26 protein-coding genes and 1 riboswitch are annotated in these 25786 nt (G+C 64.5%); of the genes, 15 read left to right on the top strand and 11 right to left on the bottom strand.

The genetic code is table 11. The annotated features are described in order from the left end of the window. Window positions 1-8 precede the first annotated feature (8 nt). Window positions 9-566 (bottom strand): TMEM165/GDT1 family protein, encoded by a 558-nt coding sequence (locus KK137_RS12550; RefSeq protein WP_214536812.1) that lies wholly within the window; start codon window positions 564-566, stop codon window positions 9-11. 15 nt (window positions 567-581) lie between these two features. After that, a riboswitch (yybP-ykoY riboswitch) is annotated at window positions 582-756 on the bottom strand. A 57-nt stretch (window positions 757-813) separates the two neighbouring features. On the opposite strand from KK137_RS12550, the gene KK137_RS12545 reads away from it, so the two are divergent. Then, window positions 814-2034, top strand: a complete 1221-nt coding sequence (locus KK137_RS12545; RefSeq protein WP_214536810.1) for an FAD-dependent oxidoreductase — start codon at window positions 814-816, stop codon at window positions 2032-2034. A 53-nt stretch (window positions 2035-2087) separates the two neighbouring features. Here KK137_RS12545 and KK137_RS16655 read toward each other — a convergent pair whose 3' ends face one another. Then, a complete protein-coding gene (locus tag KK137_RS16655) occupies window positions 2088-2858 on the bottom strand; it encodes a BON domain-containing protein (RefSeq protein WP_250893845.1) in 771 nt (256 codons plus the stop codon). A gap of 231 nt (window positions 2859-3089) precedes the next feature. Here KK137_RS16655 and KK137_RS12535 point away from each other — a divergent pair, with 231 nt between their 5' ends. Next, the gene (locus tag KK137_RS12535; protein ID WP_214536808.1) at window positions 3090-5552 is read left to right on the top strand and encodes a ligase-associated DNA damage response DEXH box helicase; all 2463 of its coding nucleotides are present in this window, start codon (window positions 3090-3092) and stop codon (window positions 5550-5552) included. A 4-nt stretch (window positions 5553-5556) separates the two neighbouring features. Here the strand turns inward: KK137_RS12535 and KK137_RS12530 are convergent, their stop codons facing one another. The 6 genes from KK137_RS12530 to KK137_RS12505 all read right to left on the bottom strand — a co-directional run bounded on the left by KK137_RS12530 (window position 5557) and on the right by KK137_RS12505 (window position 9143). Beyond that, window positions 5557-5982 (bottom strand): ExbD/TolR family protein, encoded by a 426-nt coding sequence (locus tag KK137_RS12530; protein WP_214536806.1) that lies wholly within the window; start codon window positions 5980-5982, stop codon window positions 5557-5559. Window positions 5983-6179: 197 nt separating this feature from the next. Beyond that, a complete protein-coding gene (locus tag KK137_RS12525; protein WP_214536804.1) occupies window positions 6180-6386 on the bottom strand; it encodes a hypothetical protein in 207 nt (68 codons plus the stop codon). A 180-nt stretch (window positions 6387-6566) separates the two neighbouring features. Then, complete coding sequence (locus KK137_RS12520) at window positions 6567-6998, bottom strand: ExbD/TolR family protein (protein WP_214536799.1); 432 nt, start codon at window positions 6996-6998, stop codon at window positions 6567-6569. 44 nt (window positions 6999-7042) lie between these two features. Continuing rightward, window positions 7043-7579, bottom strand: coding sequence for an ExbD/TolR family protein (locus KK137_RS12515; RefSeq protein WP_214536797.1), 537 nt, complete (start codon window positions 7577-7579; stop codon window positions 7043-7045). An 83-nt stretch (window positions 7580-7662) separates the two neighbouring features. Then, window positions 7663-8448, bottom strand: coding sequence for a MotA/TolQ/ExbB proton channel family protein (locus KK137_RS12510; RefSeq protein ID WP_214536795.1), 786 nt, complete (start codon window positions 8446-8448; stop codon window positions 7663-7665). Window positions 8449-8486: 38 nt separating this feature from the next. After that, on the bottom strand, window positions 8487-9143 hold the full coding sequence (locus tag KK137_RS12505; protein ID WP_214536793.1) for a TonB family protein: 657 nt from the start codon (window positions 9141-9143) through the stop codon (window positions 8487-8489). 383 nt (window positions 9144-9526) lie between these two features. On the opposite strand from KK137_RS12505, the gene KK137_RS12500 reads away from it, so the two are divergent. Beyond that, the gene (locus KK137_RS12500) at window positions 9527-10384 is read left to right on the top strand and encodes a hypothetical protein (protein ID WP_250893844.1); all 858 of its coding nucleotides are present in this window, start codon (window positions 9527-9529) and stop codon (window positions 10382-10384) included. A 76-nt stretch (window positions 10385-10460) separates the two neighbouring features. Beyond that, window positions 10461-11774 (top strand): homoserine dehydrogenase, encoded by a 1314-nt coding sequence (locus KK137_RS12495; RefSeq protein ID WP_214536791.1) that lies wholly within the window; start codon window positions 10461-10463, stop codon window positions 11772-11774. Here the strand turns inward: KK137_RS12495 and KK137_RS12490 are convergent. Further along, window positions 11771-12238: a hypothetical protein gene (locus tag KK137_RS12490; protein ID WP_214536789.1), complete on the bottom strand. Its 468-nt coding sequence runs from the start codon at window positions 12236-12238 to the stop codon at window positions 11771-11773. The two genes, KK137_RS12495 and KK137_RS12490, sit on opposite strands and share 4 nt — an antisense overlap. Window positions 12239-12373: 135 nt before the next feature. Between KK137_RS12490 and glpX the strand changes: the two genes are divergently transcribed. Further along, on the top strand, window positions 12374-13357 hold the full coding sequence (gene glpX, locus KK137_RS12485; RefSeq protein WP_214536787.1) for a class II fructose-bisphosphatase: 984 nt from the start codon (window positions 12374-12376) through the stop codon (window positions 13355-13357). A 3-nt stretch (window positions 13358-13360) separates the two neighbouring features. Here glpX and KK137_RS12480 read toward each other — a convergent pair whose 3' ends face one another. Continuing rightward, window positions 13361-15046, bottom strand: a complete 1686-nt coding sequence (locus tag KK137_RS12480; RefSeq protein ID WP_214536785.1) for a sulfatase-like hydrolase/transferase — start codon at window positions 15044-15046, stop codon at window positions 13361-13363. A gap of 257 nt (window positions 15047-15303) precedes the next feature. On the opposite strand from KK137_RS12480, the gene KK137_RS12475 reads away from it, so the two are divergent. From KK137_RS12475 to KK137_RS12465, 3 genes are read left to right on the top strand one after another with little or no spacing between them, the layout of a single operon-like run. Then, window positions 15304-16239 carry a ribose-phosphate pyrophosphokinase gene (locus tag KK137_RS12475; protein ID WP_214536783.1) on the top strand — a complete coding sequence of 312 codons (936 nt, stop codon included), beginning with the start codon at window positions 15304-15306 and terminating at the stop codon, window positions 16237-16239. Window positions 16240-16269: 30 nt separating this feature from the next. Beyond that, the gene (locus tag KK137_RS12470; protein WP_214536781.1) at window positions 16270-16692 is read left to right on the top strand and encodes a cupin domain-containing protein; all 423 of its coding nucleotides are present in this window, start codon (window positions 16270-16272) and stop codon (window positions 16690-16692) included. Continuing rightward, window positions 16689-17465, top strand: a complete 777-nt coding sequence (locus KK137_RS12465) for an inositol monophosphatase family protein (protein WP_214536776.1) — start codon at window positions 16689-16691, stop codon at window positions 17463-17465. Before KK137_RS12470 ends, KK137_RS12465 begins: the two co-directional genes overlap by 4 nt. Before the next feature lie 11 nt (window positions 17466-17476). Here KK137_RS12465 and KK137_RS12460 read toward each other — a convergent pair whose 3' ends face one another. Beyond that, window positions 17477-17893 (bottom strand): VOC family protein, encoded by a 417-nt coding sequence (locus KK137_RS12460; protein WP_214536774.1) that lies wholly within the window; start codon window positions 17891-17893, stop codon window positions 17477-17479. Window positions 17894-18096: 203 nt separating this feature from the next. Here KK137_RS12460 and rpmI point away from each other — a divergent pair, with 203 nt between their 5' ends. The 7 genes from rpmI to KK137_RS12425 all read left to right on the top strand — a co-directional run bounded on the left by rpmI (window position 18097) and on the right by KK137_RS12425 (window position 25770). Further along, the gene (gene rpmI, locus KK137_RS12455; RefSeq protein ID WP_214536772.1) at window positions 18097-18300 is read left to right on the top strand and encodes a 50S ribosomal protein L35; all 204 of its coding nucleotides are present in this window, start codon (window positions 18097-18099) and stop codon (window positions 18298-18300) included. A 28-nt stretch (window positions 18301-18328) separates the two neighbouring features. Continuing rightward, complete coding sequence (gene rplT, locus KK137_RS12450; RefSeq protein WP_214536770.1) at window positions 18329-18688, top strand: 50S ribosomal protein L20; 360 nt, start codon at window positions 18329-18331, stop codon at window positions 18686-18688. A gap of 232 nt (window positions 18689-18920) precedes the next feature. Continuing rightward, the gene (locus KK137_RS12445; protein ID WP_214536768.1) at window positions 18921-19832 is read left to right on the top strand and encodes an AraC family transcriptional regulator; all 912 of its coding nucleotides are present in this window, start codon (window positions 18921-18923) and stop codon (window positions 19830-19832) included. 40 nt (window positions 19833-19872) lie between these two features. Beyond that, window positions 19873-20973: a phenylalanine--tRNA ligase subunit alpha gene (gene pheS, locus KK137_RS12440; protein ID WP_214536767.1), complete on the top strand. Its 1101-nt coding sequence runs from the start codon at window positions 19873-19875 to the stop codon at window positions 20971-20973. Beyond that, window positions 20970-23363, top strand: coding sequence for a phenylalanine--tRNA ligase subunit beta (gene pheT / locus KK137_RS12435; protein WP_214536766.1), 2394 nt, complete (start codon window positions 20970-20972; stop codon window positions 23361-23363). The genes pheS and pheT overlap by 4 nt, the downstream gene beginning before the upstream one ends. Beyond that, on the top strand, window positions 23360-24235 hold the full coding sequence (locus KK137_RS12430; protein ID WP_214536765.1) for an aldose 1-epimerase family protein: 876 nt from the start codon (window positions 23360-23362) through the stop codon (window positions 24233-24235). Before pheT ends, KK137_RS12430 begins: the two co-directional genes overlap by 4 nt. Window positions 24236-24246: 11 nt before the next feature. Next, window positions 24247-25770 (top strand): peptide chain release factor 3, encoded by a 1524-nt coding sequence (locus KK137_RS12425; protein ID WP_214536764.1) that lies wholly within the window; start codon window positions 24247-24249, stop codon window positions 25768-25770. Window positions 25771-25786 lie beyond the last annotated feature (16 nt).

Genomic DNA, 25786 nt, shown 5'->3' with positions numbered 1-25786 from the left:
CGGGTGCGCTAACGCATCACCAGCATCCCCACGCCCGTAGCGACGAAAAGGACGGCCGCGACTATCCGGACTGCCGTCAAAGGGACGCGCTTTACCAGGGCGTCACCGGCGAAGACCACGGGTGCGTTGGCCAGGAGCATACCCACAGTCGTGCCGGCCGTCACTGCCAGCACGTCGCCGAAGCGGGCACCGAGCGCGATCGTCGCCACCTGGGTCTTGTCGCCAATCTCGACCAGGAAGAACGCCACCAACGTGGTCAGGAAGGGTCCGAAGCGTGCCTTGGGCTCGCCATCGTCGTCGAGCTTGTCGGGGATCAGAGTCCACAGGCCCATGGCGATGAAAGCGATGGCGATGGCGGTGTTGAACCAGGCCCCGTCGATCCAGGCGGCCGCCGTGGCGCCTAACAGCGCGGCGAGGGCATGGTTGGCGAGCGTGGCGAAGAGGATACCCAGGACGATCGGTACCGGCTTGCGGAACCGGGCGGCGAGCACCAGCGCGAGGAGCTGGGTCTTGTCACCGATTTCGGCGACCGCGACGAGCGCGACCGAGGTGAGAAACGCTTCCATGAGAGAACTGTCTCCAGGCCGGGCTGACACAAACCAAAGGCACCGCACCCCCGCCCGGCCAGGCGGAGTGCAGGTGCCATTGGTCTCGCCCGAACGGTTCTCGTCCCTCCTGCGCCATGACCTCTCGGCCAAGTATGTTGACGCAGGAGCCCGCCCGAAGGCGGTCGGCTACTCCCCAGATGACCGGAGCCGCATAGAGGGGCGGTCCGACAAAGGCAACAAGGGTTCAGACCAGAGTTGCGCTTGAATGCGTGGCGCCTACTATTTCCGCGTGGGAGCGCACTTTTCGCTAGATCGCCGGGCCCTGCTGGGCGGAATGGCCGCGACGGGCGGGCTGGGTCTTGCCGGATGCACGGCGCCCGGCGCGAATGGCGTCGCGCTCTCCAACCTGCCCACAAGCCCGAGAATCAACCTTGCGCCCTTGCGCGCCTCGATGGAGCGCGTGTTCGACATTTCGGTCTGTCTCCGGCCGTTCCGTCCCGCTGGTCCCCGGCTCGACACCGAACAGGTCGGCGATACCCTTGTGGTCCACAACTATGGCCACGGAGGCAGCGGCTGGTCGCTGTCCTGGGGATCGAGCGCGATCGCCGCGCGAAAGGCGCTGGCGGGCTCGCCCGCGTCGGTTGCTGTCATAGGCTGTGGCCCGCTCGGCATGACGTCGGCGATTCTGGCCCAGTCGTCCGGCGCGAAGGTCACGATCTACGCGCGGGAGAGCATGCCCGACGTACCGTCGATCCGGGCCACGGGCTCCTTCACACCGGACTCGCGCATTGCGCTGGCGGATCAGGTGGATGCCGGGTTTCCCGACTTGTGGGAGCAGATGGCGCGCACCTCGCTCAAGCGGTTCGGTTCACTGCTCGGTCTCGCGGGCGACCCTGTGCGCTGGATCGACCGCTACCTCGTGTCCGACGGCCCGCCGGCGGGTCCACGTCAGCGAGGGCCGGACGAACTGCACTTTGCAGCCTATTTCTCGAGACTGCGCGATGTTTTCCCACGGGCGGAAACGCTGCCGTCGGGAGCTACGCCGTTCGGTGAGGCCGTCGTGCGACGCGAATCGAACATCATGTTTAACCTGGCTAGCTACACTCACACCCTTCTGACCGCCTTCAGGGGAGCCGGTGGGCGCGTCGAGCGACGCGAGTTCCATGTTCCCGGCGATCTCACTGCACTACCTGAGAAGGTCGTGATCAACTGCACCGGGCTTGGGGCAAAAGCACTGTTCGGCGATCAGACGCTGGTCCCGGTGCGCGGCCAGATCGCCTGGCTGATCCCCCAGCGCGAATTCGATTACGGAGTGAACTATCGGGGCGTGAACGTGGTGCCGCGAACCGACGGCATCTGCGTCCAAGCCGTCTCCGGGGGCGATATGCGCGGATATGGTGACGAAAGCCTGGCGCCGAACCGGCAAGAAGCGGAGGAATCGGTCGCGGCTCTGGCGGCGCTCTACGCAAGGTTCGGGCAGGTCTGATGAAAAAGGGGCCCGCAAGCGCGGACCCCTTCTTCTGCATGCTTCGGACGGACCTAGCTGCTGATTGTGTCACTGCTATTATTGCGGTCCCAGGAAGGGGATTCCTCGACGCGCAGGTTGTTCTGGACGTGGCGCACTCCCGAAAGATCCTCGACACAGTCTTCCGCACGGCGCTTCTGTTGGCGGCTGGGGACGGTGCCTTCGAGCGTGACCTCGCCGTTGCTGACCGTGATCTGGACCTTGCGGGCGTCGACATGCCAGTCGTCGGTCAGGGCATCGGATGCGTCTTCGAGGATGCGGTCGTCGGAGCGCTTGTAGCCCGCCGGCCCATGGCCGCGATGATCGTAGAGTTCGCGACGGCGGGTGGCAGCTTCGTCGCCGAACCAGCTAGCGACCTCGTCGCTCGCCTTATCGAACCATCCCCGCTCGTTGCGCTCGTTCCAGTCGGGCCGTTCGCGCCACTCACCGCGAGCGGCCGCCAATTGGCTACCCGCACCATAGGCTGTCGCGCGACCGAACTGACGTCCGCCGAATTCGTCGCCGGCCATATCGCGATGTCGGCCCCGGCCATGTCGCCGGAACTCGCCCTCGCTTTCAGACGGTTGATTCCAGCCACGACCATAGCTGGGGTCGGTCTGTCCGGACCAGCCCTGGTCCTCGTCGCGCCATGCGTCCCCGAACTGGCTGTAATTGCGCTCTTCATTGAGCCAGCCGCGGTCGGTGGTATCAAACTGTTCGGCTTGGCGGCTGTACCTGCGATCACGGTCATAGCGATCGCGATCGTTTCGGTCTCTTGAGCCGCGGCGATAGGATTGGTCTGCCATGGGAATGCGTCCTCTAGAACTGCCGAAGAAAACCGGCGGTACGCGGCTCGGCAGGCCTCCGCGTGGCGCCGCTTCGCAGGGAGCGAAGGAACCTGAGTCCAACGGACGGAGCGGCCGTGACGTTTCGCTGTCTGGCGCAAGCGCACGGCGCTCTGGCGCAACGCCCCTCGTCGAAGCGAGGCCCCGTTCGGGTGAACCGGGGAACGGCAGTTCACACAAGTCAGGGTCTGTGTGAGCGGCTCGGAAATTCCCTCCGAGCTCACCGGGTGGTTCGCCGGCCGGGGTTGGCGGGTGCGGCGGCACCAGGCGGAGATGCTCGCTGCAAGCAATGCAGGCCACCACGCCCTGCTCGTCGCCGATACTGGCGCAGGCAAGACCCTGGCCGGCTTCCTGCCCACTCTGGCGGCGTTCTGCCCTAGCTGGGGCGAAGCTCCGCCGGACGGGCTGCACACGCTCTACGTCTCTCCCTTGAAGGCGTTGGCGCACGACGTGCAGCGCAATCTCCTCACGCCGGTAGAGGAGATCGGTCTGCCGATCCGGATCGAGACACGCAGCGGCGATACGCCTTCGGATCGCAAGAAGCGCCAGCGCAGCCGGCCACCGCACGTATTGCTGACCACGCCCGAATCGCTGTCACTCTTGCTTAGCTACCCGGATAGCCACGAACTCTTCGCCGGTCTCAAGCGCGTGGTCATCGACGAGGTTCACGCGTTCGCCACTGGCAAACGGGGTGATCTGCTGGCCCTCGCGCTAAGCCGGTTGCAAGCGATCGCGCCTGACATGCGGCGCACGGCGCTCTCCGCAACGGTGGCCGATCCGGAAGGCTTTCGCGCGTGGCTGGCTCCCTGGGGTGAAATCGATGCAGTCGAACTGGTAGAGGGTGAGCGGGGTGCGCCGCCCGAGGTCGAGATTCTCCTGCCCGAAGAGGCCAGCGTGCCCTGGGGCGGCCACGCGGCCATTTGGGCGATTCCCCAGCTCTATGATGTGATCAGGCGCAACCGCACGACTCTGGTGTTCACCAACACGCGCTTTCTGGCCGAATATATCTTCCAGGAGCTGTGGGACGCGAACGAGGACAATCTGCCGATCGCGATCCACCACGGTTCGCTGTCGAAAGAGGCGCGCCGCAAAGTCGAAGGGGCCATGGCGCGGGGCGAGCTACGGGCGCTTGTCGCGACCGCCAGCCTCGACCTTGGCGTTGACTGGGGTGATATCGACTGCGTTGTGCAGATGGGCGCGCCCAAGGGCTCTTCGCGTCTTCTGCAGCGGATCGGCCGAGCCAATCACCGGCTCGATCAGCCGAGCCGGGCGCTGCTCGTACCCGGGAATCGTTTTGAGTTTCTCGAGGCGCAGGCCGCCAAGGATGCCGTCGACCAGGGCCAGCGCGACGGGGAGGACTTTCGCCCGGGTGGGCTCGATGTCCTCGCGCAACATGTCATGGCCTGCGCCTGCTCGGCACCCTTCGAAGAGCGGACCTTGCTGGCCGAAGTGCGATCGAGCTTGGCGTACTCGTGGGTGGACGAGACGGTGTGGGAGCGAGTGCTGACGTTTGTCGCCACCGGCGGTTACGCGCTCCGCGCCTATGACAAGTTCAAGCGCATTTCCCGCGACCCGGACGGTACCTGGCGGCTCACTCATCCCGAACATGCGCAGCGACACCGGATGAATGCCGGGATCATCGTCGATTCGGAAATGATAGAGATCCGGTTTCGGAACGGGCGCTCTCTCGGCAAGGTCGAAGAGCAGTTCGCGGCCTCGCTTAGAACCGGGGACACCTTCCGGTTTGCCGGAATGGACCTGGAGGTCGAAAGCCTGCGCGATCTCGACCTGATCGTGCGCGCCGCCCGTAAGTCGGCGACGATCCCGAGCTACATGGGGCTGCGCCTTCCGTTGACCACGCACCTGGCGGATAGGGTTCGGGCGATCTTGGTCGACCGTGTGGGCTGGGCGCGTTTTCCGGACGACGTTCGCGAGTGGCTGGAAGTACAGGACTGGCGCTCGCAATTGCCCGGACCCGAAAACCTGCTGGTCGAGAGCTTCCCGCACGCCAAGCGGCATTACACCGTCTATTACACTTTCACCGGCTGGAACGCGAACCAGTCGCTCGGCATGCTGATCACCAAGCGCATGGAGCAGCAAGGGCTGCTGCCCGGCGGGTTCGTTGCCAATGACTATTCGCTGGCCGTCTGGGGATTGAAGCCGGTCGTCGATCCAGCGCCGCTCTTGTCACCCGACATCCTGACGCATGAGTTCATGGATTGGGTTCAGGATTCGCACCTTCTGCGCCGAGCCTTTCGCGAGGTCGCGGTCATATCCGGGTTGGTCGAACGGCAACACCCGGGGAAGCGCAAGAGCGGCAAGCAAGTCACCTTCTCGACCGATCTGATTTACGACGTGCTGCGTAAATACGAGCCCGATCACTTGCTGATCGAGGCGGCCTGGGCCGATGCGCGGGCGCGGATGACCGATATCGGGCGCCTCGGCGATCTGCTCGATACGGCCGCTGACCGGCTGGTCCATGTCGAACTCGATCGGGTCAGCCCGCTCGCCGTCCCGGTCTTGGTGATGATCGGCCGTGAGAGCGTGCCGCAAGGCGCAGTCGACGAGGAATTGCTGCTCGAAGCCGAATCGCTTGCCGGGATGGCCATGGGGGTCGGCCGGCAAGCGGATCAGGTTGATGAGGAGGAGGGCTGATCGATTAGCGGGAGAACGTGCCGTACTTCTCGTTGTCGACAAACCCGAACTTGGTGACCCCGGAGGCTTTCACGATCTGGAGCGCATGGGCGGAGGTGCCGTAGGCGGCGTTTGCGTCGGGCCGAAACTGGACTTCAGGCTCCGGATTCATCGCGCGCACCTCGCTGAGCAGCGAGGTAAGGCCGGGCCCGTCCGTAGGATTGCCATTCCACAACAGGATGCCTTCCGGGGTGACCTCCAGCACGTTTCTGATGGGATCGGGGTGAACGCCTTTCAACTCGCCGTGGGGTAAGTCGTACTCCAGCGAATTCGTCGCGATCGGAATGGTCAGCACGATCATGACCAACAACACCAGCAAGACGTCGATCAGAGGCGTCGTGTTGATCTCGCTAAGCGGTTCCCTGGCGGTAGAGGCGACTGTGAAAGACATCCCATGTTCCCCTCTTTGTTTGGCGTAACAGTATAACATCACGGAAATGTCATGTTGGCAAGTGGATCTCTTGAACCAGGTGCCTTGAGTTACCGGCCGGGCAGGTCGGCAGTGTCGTCGAGAAGCTGTAAGATGGTGGGAATGCCGCGGTAGGTTTGGCGGAGCTGGAGCTCCTGTCTGGGAAGGCGATCGCAGCGTTAGTTCCGGAGCGCCCTTTTCAGCTCGTTCGCGCGCTGCCTGTCGTAGGGTTCTTCGCCAAGAAGGTGATTGCAGGCGGCCCGTCGCTCGATGAACGCCGCCACCCCCTTCGGCGATGGCTCGACGCGCTCTTTCAGCAAGTCGTCGGCTGATGACGCTTCGGCGGCCAGGCGCATGGCAACTGTGCCGAGGAGATTGGGGATCACGCTAGCTCCTTCGACGCGGAATGGTTCGCGCCAAGGGTTCGATCCTTCTCATATCGCCAAGCGTGGCGCGATTGAGGATTGTACCTAGGCTAGGGGAAGGAAAGGGTTCCCGGAAAAGAAAAAGGGGCGGATCTCTCCGCCCCTTCTCCCGTCCATTGTGACTGGCTGAGTGTCGTTAGGCTACTTGCCGAACACTCGGTATTTGTCGTTCCCGACGAAGCCGAACTTGGTCACGCCCGAGGCTTTGATGATGTTCAGCACTTTGGCCGACAGATCGTAGCTCGCGAGGGCTTCCGGTTCGAACTGCAGTTCCGGCTCGACCGCGAAGGTCCGCGAGGTCTGCAGGTTGGCGACCAGCGTGCCCTGATCGATCGGCGCACCGTTCCACAGGATCTCGTTGGTCGGCGTCAGAACGATCTTGTTCTTAACCGGATCCACCATGTCTGGCGGAGGATTCGGGTTGGGCACCGGAAGGTCGATATCGACCGAGTGGGTGGCCACAGGGATAGACATGATGAAACAGATGAGGAGCACGAGCAGGACGTCGATCAACGGCGTCATGTTCATTTCCATCATCGGGGCGCCGTCGTCTTTGCCGCCGGACATCGCCATGGGGACTTACTCCTTGAATTCCACTCACCCGTCGGTCCGACGCCTTAGGCGTTCGGATCGACCGGGTTGGAGATGAAGCCGACGGTCGGGTAACCGGCCGCCTGGATGTTGTAGATCGCACCAGCCACACAACGCCACGGCGTGTTCACGTCCGCGCGAATGTGGACCTGAGGAATCGTCTCGGGATTGGCGACCAGCGCTTCGATCCCGCCAGCGCGCTGGACGATCGCATCGAGCCGCTTGAAAGCCTCGTCGTACAGTTCGGTCGAATCCACCGGCGTGGTGTTGTTGAAGAACACCCTGCATTCACCGCCGCGATAGGCGCCAGTGTAATCCGTGCGGATCGTGCCCGGGGTCCGGCCCGCCTCGTCGGTCGTCGTAACCGTCAGGAGCAGGTTCTCGACCTTGTCCTTCGATTCGACCGACTCGAAGATCGGAATCTCGAGCTTCTCGACCGTCTGCATGGCGACCGGAACCGCAATAAGGAAGATGATCAGCATGACCAGCATCACGTCCACGAGGGGCGTGGTGTTGATGTCTGACATCGGCGTTTCTGAACCGCCGCCTACCGCCATTGCCATCGTTGTTGTCCTATCTCAGTATCGGTTGGAAGGGCGGGCGGCCCGCATGCCAGGACCCGCCCCTCCCATTACTTGCGTCAGGCTCAGGCCTTGGTGGTCGCAGCCGGAGCGGCCGGACGGGCAGCAGCCGGAGCAGCAGCCTTCGCCGGAGCAGCAGCAGCAAGAGCCGGCTTCACCGCACCACGCGAGGTGATGTTGGCGAGCAGGTCGGTCGAGAAGCCCGCGAGGAGCTCTGCGATCCGCTTGTTGCGGCTCTGCAGCCAGTTGTAGGCCAGCACCGCGGGAACCGCGACGAGAAGACCGATGGCGGTCATGATCAGCGCTTCACCGACCGGACCCGCGACCTTGTCGATCGAGGCCGAACCGGCGATGCCGATGTTGATGAGCGCGCGGTAGATGCCGATAACGGTACCGAGCAGACCAACGAACGGCGCGGTCGCACCGACGGTGGCGAGGAACGGCAGGCCGCTGGCGAGGCGAGCGTTGATCGAGTTCTCCGAGCGATCGAGCGAGCCGTGCAGCCAGTCGTGCGCTTCGAGCGAGTCGGTCATCTTGGTGTGCTGGCTTTCAGCAGCGAGGCCGTCGTCGACGAGCTGGCGCCAAGCGCTGTTCTTGTCGAGCTTCGAAGCGCCTTCGGCCAGGGTGTTGGCGCGCCAGAAGTTGCCACGGATGTGCTTGTACTGGCTCAGGATGCGGTTCTGTTCCAGCAGCTTGGTGATCAGGATGTAGAACGAGCCAACCGACATGATCACGAGGACCGTCAGGATGGACCAGGCGATCGCACCGCCCTGGTGCATGGCTTCCATGAAGCCGAACTTGGTCTGCGGAGCCGCTTCGCCGGCGGCCGCGGCCAGGATGTCAATAAGCATGCGGGTATTCCTCTCTTAGAAAGATCTGAAAAGCAGAATTAGCGGCCGAGCTGGTAGACGATCGTGGTCGCCCAGCTGCCGGTGGTCGGGTCCCCGTCGTCGTTGAGAGCGGGCTTAAACCTGCCGAAGCGCGTGAGATCGGCGCAGGCAGCTTCGTCCAGGATGCTCGATCCGCTCGAAGACGAGACAGAGCAAGACGAAACCCGGCCATCCGCACTGATTTGAACGCGGACGCCAACGCGCCCTTCGATCTCGTCGTTAACGGCGCGCCTCGGGTAGTTGTCCATGATTCGCTGCTGCCAGCGAGCCTGGCCGTCCGGCTGCGCACCACGAGCCTGGGACGGTGCCGGCGGCGGCGGCGGCGGAGCGGCCGGTGCCGGACGGGCAATCACGGGCGCCGGTGGCGGCGGCGTGGTCACCGTCTGAATCGGCGGCGGTGCAACCGAAATGTTGATTGGCGGCGGCGGCGCGACCGGTGGCGGCGGCCGCACTTCATCTGGCGGCGGCGGCGGCGGTTCCTCCTCCGGCGGCGGCGGTTCCTCGATATCCACGGTGGTCACACGTTCGACCAGCTTCTTAGCCGCAGAATATGCGAGGCCCGTAATGAGCACATAGCCAAGAGCAACGTGGATAAGGGCAACGACGATGATCGCGATAATCTTGTTACCGCTCATCTGTTGGTCAGCGTAAGCCATCCAGTCCCTTCACTCCGTTCGTAATTACACCGGACCGGGGCCCGGCACCGACGGGGAGCCACCGGATGTGTGATCCGGGGACGACCCCATAAATTTTCCACCGAAGGCCCCGTCGGCTGCGAAACCGATCCGGAAGGACATCCGGTAGAGCCAACGGAACCGTGTTGATTATCGTTCTCAGGTCCCGGTTGACCCAAGCCTTAACCGCGAAGAAAGGCTTGGGCAAACGCTTTGTCGGTTCACCTGCGATTCACGCGTTTACGGGTGCAACGCGGCTTGTGTCGAGAGTCATACGGGCCAATTAGGGGCCAGGCGCGCTTGGGGAAGTTCGCGGCGCGATTGGAGAATAGACCATGAATTGTTTGAATCGAGGGGGCGGATACTTGACCGTCAAGGCCCTGTCGGCTGCGCTGTTATTTGGCGCAAGTTGCGGGATTCCGGGCGTTACCTTCGCCCAGAGCGCCTCCACCGCGCCGGCACCGGTCCCCGCAACAGCGGACGCCACTTATGCGGATATCGCCGATCTCGTGCAGGCTTCGGGACTGGTCGTGCTGGTCAACGTGAAGAACCAGGCCGTGGTCGAGCCGGCGCGAGCGCAGGGGCTCGCGCCGGGCCACGCCAGGCTCTATCTCCAGGCTCAGACGGAGGCCTTGCTTTCCGGCCGAGCCGCGGTGGGCGAATCGCTGGTTTACCTTGTTGACGTTCCGTTGCTGCCGAATGGCAAGGCGCCGAAGTTGAAGAAGCAACGCTTCATCGTGTTTGCCCAGCCCGTGGCTGGCCGGCCGGGCGAATTGCAACTCGCGGATTCTTCCGCGCAGCTCGCCGCGACGCCGGCGATGGAGCAAAAGGTGCGGGCGGTAATCGCTCAGTTTGCCTCGCCCGACGTTCCGCCCAAGGTGACGGGGATTCGCGAAGCCATGTCTGTGGCGGGAAATCTTGCCGGCGAGTCGGAAACACAGCTGTTTCTCGATACCGCGACCGGCTCACCGGTTTCGCTGAGCGTCGTCAGGCGGCCCGGGATGCAGCCCGAGTGGGGTGTTTCGTGGAGCGAGATAGTCGACCAGTCGGCCCGTGCGCCTCAGGCGGAAACGGCCGAATGGTACAGGCTCGCCTGCTTCCTGCCCTATCGACTGCCCGCTAGCGCCTTGCTGCAGAACGACGGCCCCTCACGCAATCGGGCCGACGCGGATTATCGCTTCATCATGGAACAGCTCGGGGCCTGCCCCCGCAACCGCGGTTGAGTTCCTTCGGCCACTAGCCAAGCGGGCCGCGGCGATTTAACGCCGCGCCCGCAACTCCAGGGACCTGAGGGAACAGATGACCGCTTCGCATGACAAACCGCCGCTGAGGATCGCTCTGGCCGGCCTCGGGACGGTGGGTGGCGGCGTCATACGGCTTCTGGAGACCAACGCCGGGCTCATCGCGCGCCGCGCCGGCCGGCCGATCGAGATCGTCGCCGTCTGCGCGCGCGACCGCAACAAGGACCGCGGAGTCGATCTCTCGCGCTATCCCTGGGAAGACGACATGGCACTGCTGGCCGAGCGCGAGGACGTTGACGTCGTGGTTGAACTGGTTGGCGGCGCCGACGGTCCGGCCCTGGCGCTCGCCCGCCGCGCGCTGGCTGCGGGCAAGGGCTTGGTCACAGCCAACAAGGCCATGATCGCGCACCACGGGATGGAGCTTGCGAGCGCTGCCGAGTCGGCAGGAGCCCCCCTCAAGTTCGAAGCCGCGGTTGCCGGCGGCATTCCGGTGATCAAGGGCCTACGCGAAGGTGCCGCAGCCAATGCGGTATCGCGGGTCTACGGCATTCTCAACGGCACCTGTAACTACATCCTATCGACGATGGAAAAGTCGGGCCGCGACTTCGGGGACGTACTCGGCGAAGCGCAAGCGCTCGGCTATGCCGAGGCGGACCCGAGTTTCGACATCGAAGGCGTCGATGCGGCCCACAAGCTGGCGATCATCTCCGCGATTGCCTTTGGCAGCCGTGTCGATCTCGAGGCGATGGAAATCGACGGCATTACCCGCATCCGCAGCGCTGACATCGCCCAGGCCGCGGCGCTGGGCTATGTCATCCGCCTGATCGGAATCGCCGATCGCGACGGGGAGGGAGACGGTCTGTTCCAGCGCGTCCAGCCTTGCCTCGTGCCACGCAGTCATCCGTTGGCGTCGGTCGACGGACCGACCAACGCCGTCGTTGTCGAAGGGAATTTCTCCGGCCGCCTGTTGTTTCAAGGCGCCGGTGCCGGTGACGGACCTACCGCCAGCGCCGTGGTCGCCGACCTGATCGACATCGCGCGGGGCGTCGACACGCCGCCCTTCTCGGTGCCGGTCTCCGCGCTGGAGACGCTCCCGGCAGCCGACCCCGGCCATCGCCTGAGCAGCACCTACTTACGCTTCACCGTTACCGACCGACCCGGCGTTCTGGCCGAGATCACCGCCGCCATGCGCGATGCCGGGGTCTCGATCGAAAGCCTCATCCAGCATGGCCGGCACGAGGAAGGCGGCGAAGTGCTGGTGGCTATGGTTACGCACGAAGGGCCGGAAAGCGGCGTCGCCCGCGCCTTGGCGCTCCTAGAAGGCTCAGCGAGCGTGGTCGAGCCGCCGCTGGTCATGCGTCTGCTGGGCTAGGGAGCCGCCAGGCTCTTGGGCTCGGGCGGAGGTCCGTCCTCTGCCCGATACACCATCGCAGCCTCCTCCTCGGTCAGGGGCACGGGAATAGCGCTCAAGTCGATCAGGTGGACTTGGGGCGGTACCCAACCGCCCTTGACGCACACCGTCTGGCCTTTGCACGGTGGGATGCCAAAAACGTCCGGAGCGCGAGGCACACGATCGGCGACGGGTGCGCCGGTGCGGATCGCCTGCTCGGTCGGAGACTCCACCCTGTAGGCATCGGGGTCGGTAGCGCAGACGACAATCTCGCCCGGCTTGCCCACCGGGCATCGGCGCATGACGCCCGGTGGCCGATAGGCTTCACGGGCGACGTCGATCATCTCTTCGGCTGAAGCCTCCTTCTCTGCCTCTTGAGCGAACGCCGGCTGGACGAGCACGCTGGCTGTAAGGGCCGCAGCGAAGGTACTTGCAGACTTCCGCATTCAGGCCCCCCTCGGCCGGGTGTGTCACAGACACGGCACCGCCGCTGAATCGCGGATGAACCGGCAACGGCCTGCTCGACAGCGGCCTTCTGTCAGCATAACTTCCTCGATATCGCCAAGAGACGCGGAGCCGCCATGCCCTTCAGCAAGACCGCCGCAACCGGCAGCGTCCTCGACAGGGTGCTAGTGCTTGAAATGGTCCGTGTGACCGAGGCCGCCGCGATCGCCGCATCGGGGCTCATCGGAAGGGGCGACGAGAAAGCCGCCGATGCCGCCGCGGTTGAGGCGATGCGCCGGGCTTTCGACGACCTTTACATCGACGGCACGGTCGTGATCGGCGAAGGCGAACGGGACGAGGCGCCGATGCTGTACATCGGCGAACGTGTCGGCGGCGCGCCCGACAAGGGTCCGAAGATCGACATTGCGCTCGATCCACTGGAAGGCACGACGATCACCGCCAAGGCGGGAGCCAACGCGCTCGCCGTCCTCGCGGCGGCGGAGAAGGGTTGCCTGCTCAATGCGCCTGACGTCTACATGGAAAAGCTCGCCGTCGGGCCGGGCTATCCGCCGGGCGTAATCGACCTGACCAAGCCCGCCCGTGAGAACATAGCGGCCGTAGCCAAGGCCAAGGGTGTGGCTCCCAACGAGTTGATCGCCTGCGTGCTCGACCGTCCTCGGCATGCCGCCTTGATTGCCGAACTGCGCGAAATCGGATGCGGGATTCAGCTGATACCGGACGGCGATGTCGCAGGGGTGATCGCGACGACCGATCCCGACACCACCATCGACATCTACATGGGGTCGGGTGGCGCTCCCGAAGGCGTATTGGCCGCCGCTGCGCTGCGTTGTGTCGGCGGGCAATTCAATGGCCGCCTTCTGTTTCGCAACGACGACGAACGCGGCCGCGCCCGCAAGCTCGGCATCGAAGACCTCGACCGGATCTACCTGCTCGAGGAACTCGCCAAGGGCGACTGCATCTTTGCCGCTACGGGTGTCACCGATGGGTCGCTGCTTGAAGGCGTCAAACGCCGCCGCGGCCTGATGACGACTGAAAGCGTGGTCATGCGCGCGAGCACCGGAACCGTGCGCTGGGTGAAGGCCGAGCACCGCGCCGATTGAAGCTCAGGGTGCGTGCGCGACCTGCGCAAAGTCGCTGGCCGGTGGTACCGCGAGCTCTGCGCGATTGAGCCGGCGCCAGCTCGGACTGCGCCCCAGAGAGGCATTGTACGTGGGAGTAAAGCTGTAGGCGTCCTTGGTGTGAGACATCAGCGTCGGACCGTAGAACGCCAGGGTTTGCTCCGGCGCATAGCCCAACAACGCGAGCATCGTGGGGAACAGGCGGAAATGGCTCATGCCATCGAAATTGGCCGCGGCATAAGCTGGCCAGTCCACCTTTGGATCGGAATCGGCGATGACCACCAAAGGCACCGCCCCTTCCTCGGGCCGTGGATCGGGGACGCAATGCGTGGAGCCTCCCGTTCCGCCCCGCTCATGCAGGTCCTGACCATGGTCCGAGGTATAGAGGATTACCGCACCGGTACCCGCCACCTGGGGCAGCAGCCGGTCGAAGAACCCGCCTGTGCTCCAGGCAACAGTGTTGCGATAGGCATTTCGGTAAAGCCGCCAGTCCTCTTCGCTGGATGCCGTGACGCCGGGCAGCGAGGCGATGTCGGTGATGCCCTCGGAGCGGCCGCGCATGGGAAGAGGGCGGAAGGTGGCGGCTGTGTCGGGGAATTTGTCGGCTACGGGGAAGTGGGCGCCGACCTTGTTGACCAGGATCAGCTCGGCGGTTCCGTTGTGGAGCCGTTCGCCAAGGATCTGTGCCAGGCGATGGTCGCGATCAGGCACGGGCGTGTCTCCGACCTGGATGAAGTCGTCGATCTCGGCCCGCTCGGCGAGGGTCATCAGGTTCTGAAGTTCTCCACCGCGTCGCTGCCCATCTAGGTAGACCGTGCGCAGGCCAGCGCGGTGGGCATAAGCCCAAATCGAGGGCATCTCCTCGGCAGCCTGGCGATAATTGGCGCGCGTGCCACCAAAACGCATCGTCCGGTTGCTGCCGGCGCTGCAGTTGGCGATGGACGCTGCCACTCCGAAGTTGGCGACCGACACTCCTGGCCTGCCTCGGGCGAGCCCCGAATAGACGCCCGCCGGCTGGTTGATGTCGAGGTAGTTTGCGGCAATGCTTTCATCGATCACCAGCACCACGTCTCCCGTCGCCAGGGCGGGGCCGGGGGTCAGGTCGACAGCGCGGCGCGGGCGCTCGTCCTCGACCGCGCGGAGCGTGGCCATAATGGCCCCCTGGGCCAGCGGCGAGAACGGCGCGGGCAGTGCGCGAGCGCCTTCGCCGCCGCGCCAATAGAGCATTCCCGCGAGAACGGCCACGGCTCCCACAGGAACGATCCAGCCGATGCCATGGCGCAGGGCAAAGCGGCCGGGCGGTAGCGCGATGGCAAGGAACAGGATCGACGCAGCGCCGATCGCCTGCATCAGGGTGGTGCCATGCTGGCTCAACGCATCGCCGGCGTCCCCACGCGAGGCGACCATTGTCTCGAAGGCCTCATAGACCAGCGGCGCGCCTGTAGCCCATTCGTAGCTTTGCAGCATCACCGAGCCAATCGCCAGAACCGCGGCGGTGACAATCCTGACCGGAGCGGAGCGGATGAGCGCAGCGGCGCAGAGCGCGAGCACAAGCGCGCAGTAGAGCGTGGCGAAGGCGAGCAACCCAGTCGAGAGGCCGAGCGAAGTCACGCGCTCCGCGACCGCCGCGTGATCGAGGCAAAGATAGAGCGCGAGCAAAAGCAGCTTCACCCAGGGAACCGCCCCCACCGAAGCCGGGCGGAATCGCGGTACGCCAATTTGCACTGCGACCCTCCCGTCCTCTTGTTTCATCCCGAAGCGCAGAAGCCCGGCAAATAGGCGTATTGTCTTAACGCCCTGCAAAGCGATTTGCGCACAGACCGGGGATAGACCGTGACTCAGGTTGCAATCATGTGACGCTTGGCTAGAGCCGAGCGCATCCGAATCCAGCGCGTAAACGCCAGAACGTAAACGGGGACCCATCCGCGATGAAACTCATGGCCGGCAATTCGAACCTGCCGCTCGCCCGCGCTATCGCGGCCTATCTCGAGGCCGAGTTGACCGATGCCAGCGTACGGCGCTTCGCTGACGAAGAAATCTTCGTCGAGATTCACGAGAACGTGCGCGGCGAAGACGTCTTCATCATCCAGTCGACCAGCTACCCGGCGAACGACAACCTGATGGAGCTTCTGATCGCGATCGACGCCTGCCGTCGCGCCTCGGCCAAGCGAATCACTGCGGTGCTCCCGTATTTCGGCTATGCTCGACAGGACCGGAAGCCCGGCCCACGTACGCCGATTTCGGCCAAGCTGGTCGCCAACCTGATCACCGAAGCCGGGGCCAATCGCGTGCTCTCGGTCGATCTGCACGCCGGGCAGATCCAGGGCTTCTTCGATATCCCCACGGATAATCTCTACGCGGCGCCGACCATGGCTGTCGACATCAAGGACCGGTACGAGGGGAAGGACCTGATGGTCGTTTCGCCTGACGTAGGCGGCGTCGTCCGCGCCCGCGCCCTCGCCAAGCGGCTCGACAATGCCCCGCTGGCCATCGTCGACAAGCGTCGCGAGCGTCCGGGCGAATCCGAGGTCATGAACATCATCGGCGACGTGCGCGGCCGGTGCTGCATCCTCGCGGACGATATCGTCGATTCGGGCGGCACCTTGTGCAATGCGGCGCAAGCGCTGATGGATGCGGGTGCCAAGAGCGTTGCCGCCTACATTACCCATGGCGTGCTCTCGGGCAGCGCCGTGGCTCGCGTGGACAAGTCAGCCTTGACCGAGTTGGTCATCACCGATTCGATCCTGCCAACCGATGCGACAATTGATTCCAGCCGCATCCGCGTGCTGTCGGTGGCACCGCTGATCGGCGAGGCCGTTCGGCGCATCGCCGACGAAAGCAGTGTAAGCTCGCTGTTCGATTGAGCCCCTGAGCCGGGGCCGGGGAGTATCGCCATGCGCCTCAGTTGGGTCATCGCCGCCGCGGCCTATGCCGTCTCGCTGCCCTTCGCCTATGCTCAGGCGCAGCAGGAAGCGGAGCCTACCAGGCCCCCGCCAGGCTCGAACGAAGTCCTGCGATCGCCGATCTCCGGTATGCCGGGGGTCGAAGTGATCGTTTCCGATGTGGTGATCCCGCCCAACGCGCAAGTGGCCCGGCATTATCATCCGGGCGAGGAGTTCCTCTACCTGATCGAGGGGACGGCCATCCACGTTGAGGAAGGCAAGCCCGACCTGCCGCTCAAGGTTGGCGATACTTACGTGATCCCACCCCGCGCAATCCACGCTCCCAAAGGCGGACCGGAGGGCGCGCGGGCGATCGTGTTCCGCGTCCACACTGCCGGCCAGCCCGAACGGATAGAAGCTCCGGAAACCCCATGAACCTGACCGCCGAAATCGCTCTCGCCCACCGCCTTGCCGATGCCGCCCGCGAGGCGATCAGGCCGTATTTCCGCACGCCTGTCGACGCCGAGCGAAAGGGTGACGCGACACCAGTGACCATCGCCGACCGATCCGCCGAAGAAGCGATGCGTCGGATTCTCACGGCGGAAGTGCCGCAGGATGGAATCCATGGCGAAGAATTCGGCGTAAGCGAGGGGCGCTCGGGCAGGCAATGGGTGCTCGACCCGGTCGATGGAACTTGCGCCTTTCTCGCCGGACGCGCGACGTTTGGGACCCTGATCGCTCTGCTGGTCGATGGCTTCCCGGTCCTCGGCGTGATCGACCAGCCGATCCTGGGCGAACGCTGGCTCGGCGTGGCGGGGCAACCTACCACGCTCAACGGCCAGCCCGTCACGGCGCGAGCCTGCCGCCAGCTCTCCGACGCGACCATCGCCACGACCGGCCCGCAGTATTTCACCCATGAAGAAGGCGACCAATTCATGGCGCTCGCCCAGAAGACGGACCACAAGCGCATGGTCATGGGTGGCGACTGCTACAACTACGCCCTGCTCGCGACGGGCTTCGTCGACGTGGTCTGCGAAAGCGGCCTCAAGCTCCACGACTTCGCGGCCTTGGTGCCCGTGGTAGAGGGTGCGGGTGGCCTGATGTGCGACTGGAACGGCGAACCATTGCACGCGGGTTCCGACGGCCATGTCCTGGCCATCGGCGATCCCGCGCGTCTGGAGGATGTGCTCGAGGCCTTGGGCGGCTGAGGCTCTCGCCCCTACTCCTTCTTGGGCCCGCCGATCGACCAGGTGAAGCCGAACGGGTCCTCGACCTGTCCGTAGCGGTCGCCCCAGAACTGGTCTTCGAGCGGGAACACCACTTTGGCTCCGGCATCTACGGCCCTTTGCCAGGCGGCGTCCGCGTCGGGCACCTGCAGGTGCAGCGTGATGCCGGCGGGCGGGCGGACGTCGCCACCGTCGCGATATTCGGGAAAGTCATCGTTGAGCATCAGCGAACCGCCGTTGATCGACAGATGGGAATGCATCAGCCGCTTTCCGTCATCGGCCATGTGGTGCATGTGCTCCTTCGCACCGAAAGCCTGCTCGTAGAATTTCACGGCTTCGGTCCCGCGGCCGTCGCGAATCGTGAGATGCGCGGCTACGCCGCTCGCCGGGCCCTGGTTCTCATTTTCCATTGTCTCTCTCCGAGTCGGGCAGGTCCGTCATGTAGCATCCGGCTGCGGCGAGCGGGAAACGCTTCCGGGATATAGCTCGGCCTTGCCATTGCCACCGCTTGCGCCTAAGGGCCCGCGCTTCACAGACACGTAATCATCGGCCGGCCTGGCTCACATGGGCTGCCAGGGCTGGTTTGGACGTGTCCCTGAACAAGGAGACGAAAATGCCCAAGCTGAAGACCAAGAGCGGTGTGAAGAAGCGCTTCAAGATCACCGCCACCGGCAAGGTCAAGCATGGTGTCGCTGGCAAGCGCCACCGCCTGATCAGCCACAATGCGAAGTACATCCGCCAGAACCGCGGCACCACCGTGATCGCCGACGCCGATGCGAAGACGATCAAGAAGTGGGCCCCCTACGGCCTCGATTGAGCCCGGTTAGAGACAGGAGTATTTCGACATGTCCCGTATCAAGCGTGGCGTAACCACTCGCCAGAAGCACAAGCGGATTCTCGACCAGGCCAAGGGCTATCGCGGTCGCCGCAAGAACACCATCCGCGTCGCCCGTCAGGCGGTCGAGAAGGCTGGGCAGTATGCCTACCGTGACCGCAAGGTGAAGAAGCGGACTTTCCGCGCTCTGTGGATCCAGCGTATCAACGCCGCGGTCCGTGCGGAAGGATTGAGCTACTCGCAGTTCATCCACGGCGCCAAGCTCGCCGGGATCGAACTCGACCGGAAGGTCATGGCCGACCTGGCGATGAACGAAGGCGGTGCGTTCGCCTCGATCATCCAGCAGGCGAAGGCCGCCCTGCCGGCCTGAGGCCTGCCGACGTTAAAAGCAGAAGGGCGTGAACGGGATGCCGTTCGCGCCCTTCTCTTTTTGCGTGTGGCGGGAAACCCGGACAAATCGTCTAGGGGTTATTACTGAGTTGCGCCGCGGGAATATCGAGGCTTGTCAGTAACGAGCTTATGTTCCCATAAGCACGAACGAATTCTCTCGTTCGTCCGGCTAACAAGCCGTGCAATTCTTGGGGTCCGGGTCGCAAGGGGCAATGAAGGCCGACTTCCCCATTGCTGTGAAGTTTTATCGCCTGTCGAAGGCGATCGAGCCCTATTTTACCGCGCTCTATGCCACCACTGTTGAGTGCGCATCGGATGACCTGATCGAGGATTGCCTCCATCCCGAATGGGCGGCTCTCCGGTTCACCGAAGGTCCTCCACCGGTCGCCTGCATCGGTGAAGGGGAATTGCTGCCGCAATGGCCGTTCGTCGCCAATGGCCCGACCAGCAAGGCCATCAACTTCGGCGTAACGCGGTCCCGCGTCTGGGGCCTGGGACTGCAGCCCGCGGGCTGGGCGAAGTTCATCGACGAGCCCGCGAACCACCTGAGCGATCGCACCGTCAACGGCATGGACCATCCGGCCTATTCCCTGTTCCGGCCCATTCACGAGATAGTCCAGAACGCCGAGGGTGACGCGGACCTCATCGCGAGCAGCATCAACGACTATCTCATGCGTCTGGTGAACCGGCCGGTGCCGCAGGAACAACAGATACTGGCGTGCCAGGCCGCGCTACGCGATCCCGACATGGCCAACGTTGCCGAACTCGGCGAACGGCTCAGTATGAACCACCGGTCGCTGGAGCGGTTCTGCAGCCGCTACTTCGGATTTCCTCCGAAAGTCCTGCTACGGCGACAGCGCTTCCTCCGCAGCCTTGCCCAGTACATGCTCGATCCCACGCACAACTGGAGCAGCGCGCTGGACGGCCAATACTTCGACCAGGCGCAATTCGTCCGCGACTTCCGCTCGTTCATGGGGATGACGCCTACCGAATACGCCGAGGCGCCCCACCCGATCCTCGAGAAGATCATGGCGCAACGCATGGCCGACCAGGGCGCGGCACCGGAAACCGACTTGCCCACAGTGTTGCGCTATACATCCGAGCCGGGCGCGATTAGCGAATAGGGGTTGGGGCGGCGCGCTCCGCCCGCTACAGGCGCGCGCGATGACAGACTATTCGGCTCTCGAAAATGACGCCCGGACGCGGATCGATGGCGCGGCAGACCTGACCGCGCTCGAGGCTTTGCGTGTTGAATTCCTCGGCAAGCAAGGCAGCGTCTCCGCGCTGCTCAAGACGCTCGGGGCGATGAGCCCGGACGATCGGCAGGTGAAAGGCCCGCAGATCCAGGGCCTGCGCCAGGCAGTCACCGATGCGCTCGCCACGCGCAAGGATGCCATGGAAGCGGCTGAACTCGAAACACGCTTGGCGGCGGAAACGCTCGACTTGTCGTTGCCTGCCCCGGAGACGCCGCGCGGATCGGTCCACCCGGTGAGTCAGGTGCTGGATGAGCTGGCGGAAATCTTCGCCGACCTCGGCTTTAGCGTCGCCACCGGGCCCGAGATCGAGAACGACTGGTACAACTTTACCGCGCTCAACATGCCCGAGAGCCACCCGGCCCGGGCGATGCACGACACGTTCTATTTCCCTGACGCGGCCGAAAACGGCGGCCGGATGCTGCTGCGGACGCATACCTCGCCGGTGCAAGTGCGGACGATGATGACCGAAGGCGCGCCGGTGCGGATCATCGCGCCGGGCCGCGTCTACCGCTCTGATTCCGACGCTACCCACACGCCGATGTTCCATCAGGTCGAAGGCTTGGTGATCGACCGCGACATTCACCTCGGGCATCTCAAGTGGACGCTCGAGACCTTTCTCAAGGCGTTCTTCGAGCGTGAGGACATCGTGCTGCGGCTACGCCCCAGTTACTTTCCGTTCACCGAGCCTTCGGTCGAGGTCGACGTGGGCTTCGCGATCGAGAACGGGCGCCGCGTGCTGGGCGGCAGCGGAGACGCTCCTGGCCATCGGTGGATGGAGTTGCTCGGCTCGGGCATGGTCAACCGGCGTGTTATCGAGATGTGCGGGCTCGACCCCAACGAATGGCAGGGTTTCGCGTTCGGCATAGGCGTCGATCGCCTGGCGATGCTCAAGTACGGGATGGATGACTTGCGAGCCTTCTTCGACGGCGATGTGCGCTGGCTGTCGCACTATGGCTTCTCGTTCCTCGACCAGCCCACACTTTCGGGCGGCGTAGGAGCGCGGGCATGAAGTTCTCGCTCGCCTGGCTAAAGCAGTACCTGGAAACCGAAGCCACTGCCGCCGAGATTTCGGCCCGCCTCAACACGCTCGGCATCGAGGTAGAGGGGCTGGAAGATCCGGCCGAACGGCTCGCGGGCTTCCGCATCGCCAAAGTGCTGACCGCTGCGCCGCATCCCGACGCCGAAAAGCTCCAGGTCCTGACTGTCGACACTGGCGACGGCAATCCCCTGCAAGTCGTGTGCGGCGCGCCCAACGCTCGCGCCGGGATGAAGGGTGTGCTCGGCCTTCCGGGTGCCGTCGTGCCGGCCAACGGCATGCTGCTGCGCAAGAGCGCGATCCGCGGCGTCGAGAGCAACGGCATGATGTGCTCGACGCGTGAGCTCGAGCTGGGCGACGATCACGACGGCATCATCGAGTTGCCCGAAGACGCGCCGGTCGGAACCGCTTTTGCGGACTATCGCGGCACCAGTCCGGTGTTCGATGTAGCGATCACCCCGAACCGCCCGGACTGCATGGGCGTCTACGGTATTGCACGCGATCTCGCGGCAGCAGGCGTGGGCACGCTGAAGGTTCCCGAGATTAAACCGATCCCGGGTGTGTTCGCATGCCCCGTTGAGATTCGCATCGAGGACCCCGAAGGATGCCCGGCGTTCTATGGTCGCGTGATCCGCGGCGTGAAGAACGGCGCTTCGCCGGACTGGCTGCAGTCGGCTCTGCGCGACGCGGGCCAGCGGCCCATCTCTGCGCTGGTCGACATCACCAACTACTTGATGCTTGGGTTCGGCCGCCCGGCCCACGTTTACGATCTCGCCAAACTGAACGGCGCGGTCGTCGCCCGCCGCGCTAAAGACGGCGAGCAGGTCCTGGCGCTCAACGAGAAGACCTACGAACTCGACAGCTCGATGACCGTCATCGCCGACGATAGCGGTGTGCACGACATTGCCGGGATCATGGGCGGCGAGCATTCGGGAGTGTCGGAAGGCACGACCGACGTGTTACTCGAGATCGCTTATTTCGACCCGGAACGGATCGGGGCGACCGGGCGCGCGCTCGGCCTCGCCAGCGACGCGCGTACCCGCTTCGAGCGCGGCGTCGATCCGGCGTTCCTCGATGGCGGCCTGGAGATGCTGACCGCGCTGATCATCGAGATTTGCGAGGGTGAGGCCTCGGAAGTCGTGCGCGCGGGCACTCCGCCGATGGACAGGGCGGTAGTGGCATACGACCCCGCGCTGGCCGAACGCCTCGGTGGCGTGGCGATCGCGGAGGCCGACCAGCGCGCGATCCTGGAACGGCTTGGGTTCGAGGTCGCGGCCGACTGGACGGTCACCGCGCCGACCTGGCGCCCCGACATCGACGGCGCAGCGGACATTGTCGAGGAGGTGGTGCGCGTCCACGGTCTCGATCACGTCGCGAGCGTGGCTTTACCGCGCGTCGGCGGCGTGGCTCGCCCGACCGCGACCCCGCAGCAGCAGCTCGAACGGCGCTTGCGCCGCGCCGCTGCAGGGCGCGGGTTGAACGAGGCGGTAACTTGGTCCTTCCTGCCGCAAGCCGACGCCGATCACTTCGCTGACGGCAATGGGGGCCTGTGGGTGCTGGAGAACCCGATAAGCGAAGACATGAAGGCCATGCGTCCCTCATTGCTACCGGGCCTGCTCGCGGCGGCCAAGCGCAACGTCGATCGCGGTGCGGCTGGTGTGCGGTTGTTCGAGATTGGCCGTCGGTACTTGCGCGGGGGCGCCGGGGCGAGTGACGAGCGCGCCAGCATCGCCGTCGTGCTTACTGGCGAGAAACAGTCGCGCAGTTGGGCTACCGGCAAGGCGGCGACCTTTGATGCGTTCGACGCGAAGGCAGAGGCGCTGGCGCTGCTGGCCGAGGCCGGCGCGCCGATCGAAAAGCTTCAGGTGATGGGCGAGGCAGGACCACAGTTCCATCCCGGCCAGTCAGCAACGTTGCGGCTGGGGCCGAAGTCCGTGCTTGCTCGCTTCGGCGCGCTCCACCCGCGCACGCTGGCGGCTTTCGACATCGAAGGTCCGGTCGTGGCGGCGGAAGTGTTTCTCGACGCTATTCCGGGGAAGAAGAACGGCGGCGCTTTCGCTCGCACGGCTTATGCCCCACCGGCGCTTCAGGCCGTGACGCGTGACTTTGCGTTCCTAGTCCCCCTCGGTCTCGCTGCCGGCGACCTGTTGCGCACGATCAAGGGTGCGGACAAGGCGAATATCGTCGAGGCGCGCGTGTTCGACGACTTCCGCGGCACTGGCGTTCCGGAAGGCCAGAAGTCGCTCGCGATCGAAGTAACGCTGCAGCCCGGCGAGAAGAGCTACACCGACGCGGATTTGAAGGCGATTGCCGACAGCGTCGTCGCGGCGGCGGCGAAGCTCGGAGCGACTCTGCGGGGATGAGCGAGCTCGTCGCGATAGCCTCGCAAGAGCTGTCCGCGCGGATCGATCCCCTGGGAGCCGAGCTGTGGTCGCTGACCGACCAGCAAGGCCGCGAGTACATGACCGATGCCGATCCGGCATTTTGGTCGGGCCATGCGCCGCTGCTTTTTCCGATCGTCGGAGCGCTTAACGGCGGCCGCTATCGATTGGACGGAACCGAGTACCTGCTGCCCAAGCACGGGTTCGCCCGCGTGAGCCCGTTCGAACTGATTCAACAGGCAGGGTCGCGCGCGTTGTTCAGGCTGTCGGACAACGAGGCGACGCGGTCCGTCTACCCCTTCAATTTCGCACTTGAGATGGAATTCGTACTCGAAGGGCTGACGCTTTCGATGACCGCCACCGTGCGCAATTCGGGCTCGGCGTTGCTGCCATTCAGCTTCGGCTTTCACCCCGCGTTCGCGTGGCCCTTGCCCGGTGGCGTGACGAAGGAGGTCCATACGATCACCTTTGCCAAGGACGAACCGCAAGCTATCCGACGCATCGATGCCGAAGGGCTGATCGCGCGCAACGAAGCATCACCGATAAAGGACAGGCAGCTCATGCTGACGTCCGAACTATTCGAAGACGATGCGCTGATCTGGGATGAGCTTGCCAGCCGACGCGTAAGCTATGGCGAACCGGGCGGCACAACGCTCGACATCGCATTTCCGGACACGCCGATGCTCGGAATCTGGCAGAAGCCGGGTGCGCGCTACATCTGCATCGAGCCGTGGGCGGGTCTCGCCGACCCGGCTGGCTTCGAAGGTGACTTCCGTACAAAGCCGGGCGTGATGGAGCTTGAGCCTGGTTCCGCGCGCAGCTTCCGCATGGACGTAGCCGTGCGGCCCCGGTAGGGGCGCGGCCCATGACTTCCAACCGCCGCACCTTCGCGATCATCTCGCACCCAGACGCGGGCAAGACCACGCTCACCGAAAAGCTCCTGCTGCAAGGCGGCGCGATCCACCTTGCGGGCGAGGTGAAAGCAAGGGGCGCCGCTCGCCGGGCCCGTTCGGACTGGATGAAGATCGAACAGCAACGCGGCATTTCGGTCACTAGCTCGGTCATGACCTTCGAGCGCGACGGAGTGACCTTCAACCTTCTCGATACGCCCGGACACGAAGACTTCTCGGAGGACACCTACCGCACCCTGACCGCGGTCGACTCGGCGATCATGGTGATCGACGCGGCCAAGGGAATTGAACCGCAGACGCGCAAGCTGTTCGAAGTCTGCCGCTTGCGTTCGGTGCCGATCATCACTTTCGTCAACAAGGTCGACCGCGAAGGAAAGCCGGTTTTCGACCTGCTCGACGAGGTGGCCGACACCCTGGCGCTCGACGTCAGCCCCCAGTCCTGGCCGATCGGGATGGGCGGCGTGTTCGAAGGGGTGTTGGACTTCGGCACGGACACGATCAGCCGCCCGGAAGGGCCGAGCAAGGAGTTCCTCGGCAAGCGTGAGGCCGATGTGGAACTGGCCGGACCTATGGCGGAGGAAGTGGAACTCGCACGGCACGGCTATCCCGAGTTCGACATTGAGGCCTATCGCCACGGCGACCTGACGCCGGTCTACTTCGGCTCCGCATTGAAGAACTTCGGTGTAACCGAACTGATTGACGCCATTGCCCGCTTTGCTCCGCCGCCCCGGCCGCAGCCGTCCGAGGCCGGCCCGATTGAGCCCACTCGCGATGAAGTCACCGGCTTCGTGTTCAAGGTTCAGGCCAACATGGACCCGCAGCACCGAGACCGCATTGCCTTCATGCGCATGGTCTCGGGCACCTTCAAGCGCGGAATGAAGCTTATCCCTTCTGGATTGGGCAAGCCGATCGCGGTCCACTCTCCGATCCTGTTCTTCGCCCAGGATCGCGAACTCGCGGACACCGCCGAGGCCGGAGACATCATCGGCATTCCCAATCACGGCACCTTGCGTGTCGGCGATACCCTCTCGGAGAAGAATCAGGTCCGTTTCACCGGCCTGCCCAACTTCGCGCCCGAGATCTTGCGCCGCGTCCAGCTCAAGGACCCGACCAAAACCAAGCAGCTGCGCAAGGCGCTCGACGACCTGAGCGAAGAGGGCGTGATACAGGTTTTCTATCCGGAGTTTGGCGGACAGTGGATCGTCGGCGTGGTCGGTCAGCTTCAGCTCGACGTGCTGATTTCGCGCCTCTCGGCCGAATACAAAGTGGAGGCCTCGTTGGAGGCGTCGCCTTTCGCCACGGCGCGCTGGCTCAAGGGCTCGCCCGAAGCGATCAAGGGTTTCGAGGAATTCAACCGCGCCAACCTGGCGCGTGACCGCGATGGTGATCCGGTGTTCATGGCCAAGTCGGCCTGGGATGTCGGCTATCAGCAAGAGAAGAATCCCGACATCACCTTTGGCGCGACCAAGGAGCGTTAACTTGCGCTCGCGCGTC

This window comes from Croceibacterium selenioxidans (genome assembly GCF_018599195.1).
GTDB classification, from domain to species: Bacteria; Pseudomonadota; Alphaproteobacteria; order Sphingomonadales; family Sphingomonadaceae; genus Croceibacterium_A; species Croceibacterium_A selenioxidans.
Note: the sequence above shows the minus strand (reverse complement) of the source record. Positions and strands in the feature narration are given on the sequence as shown.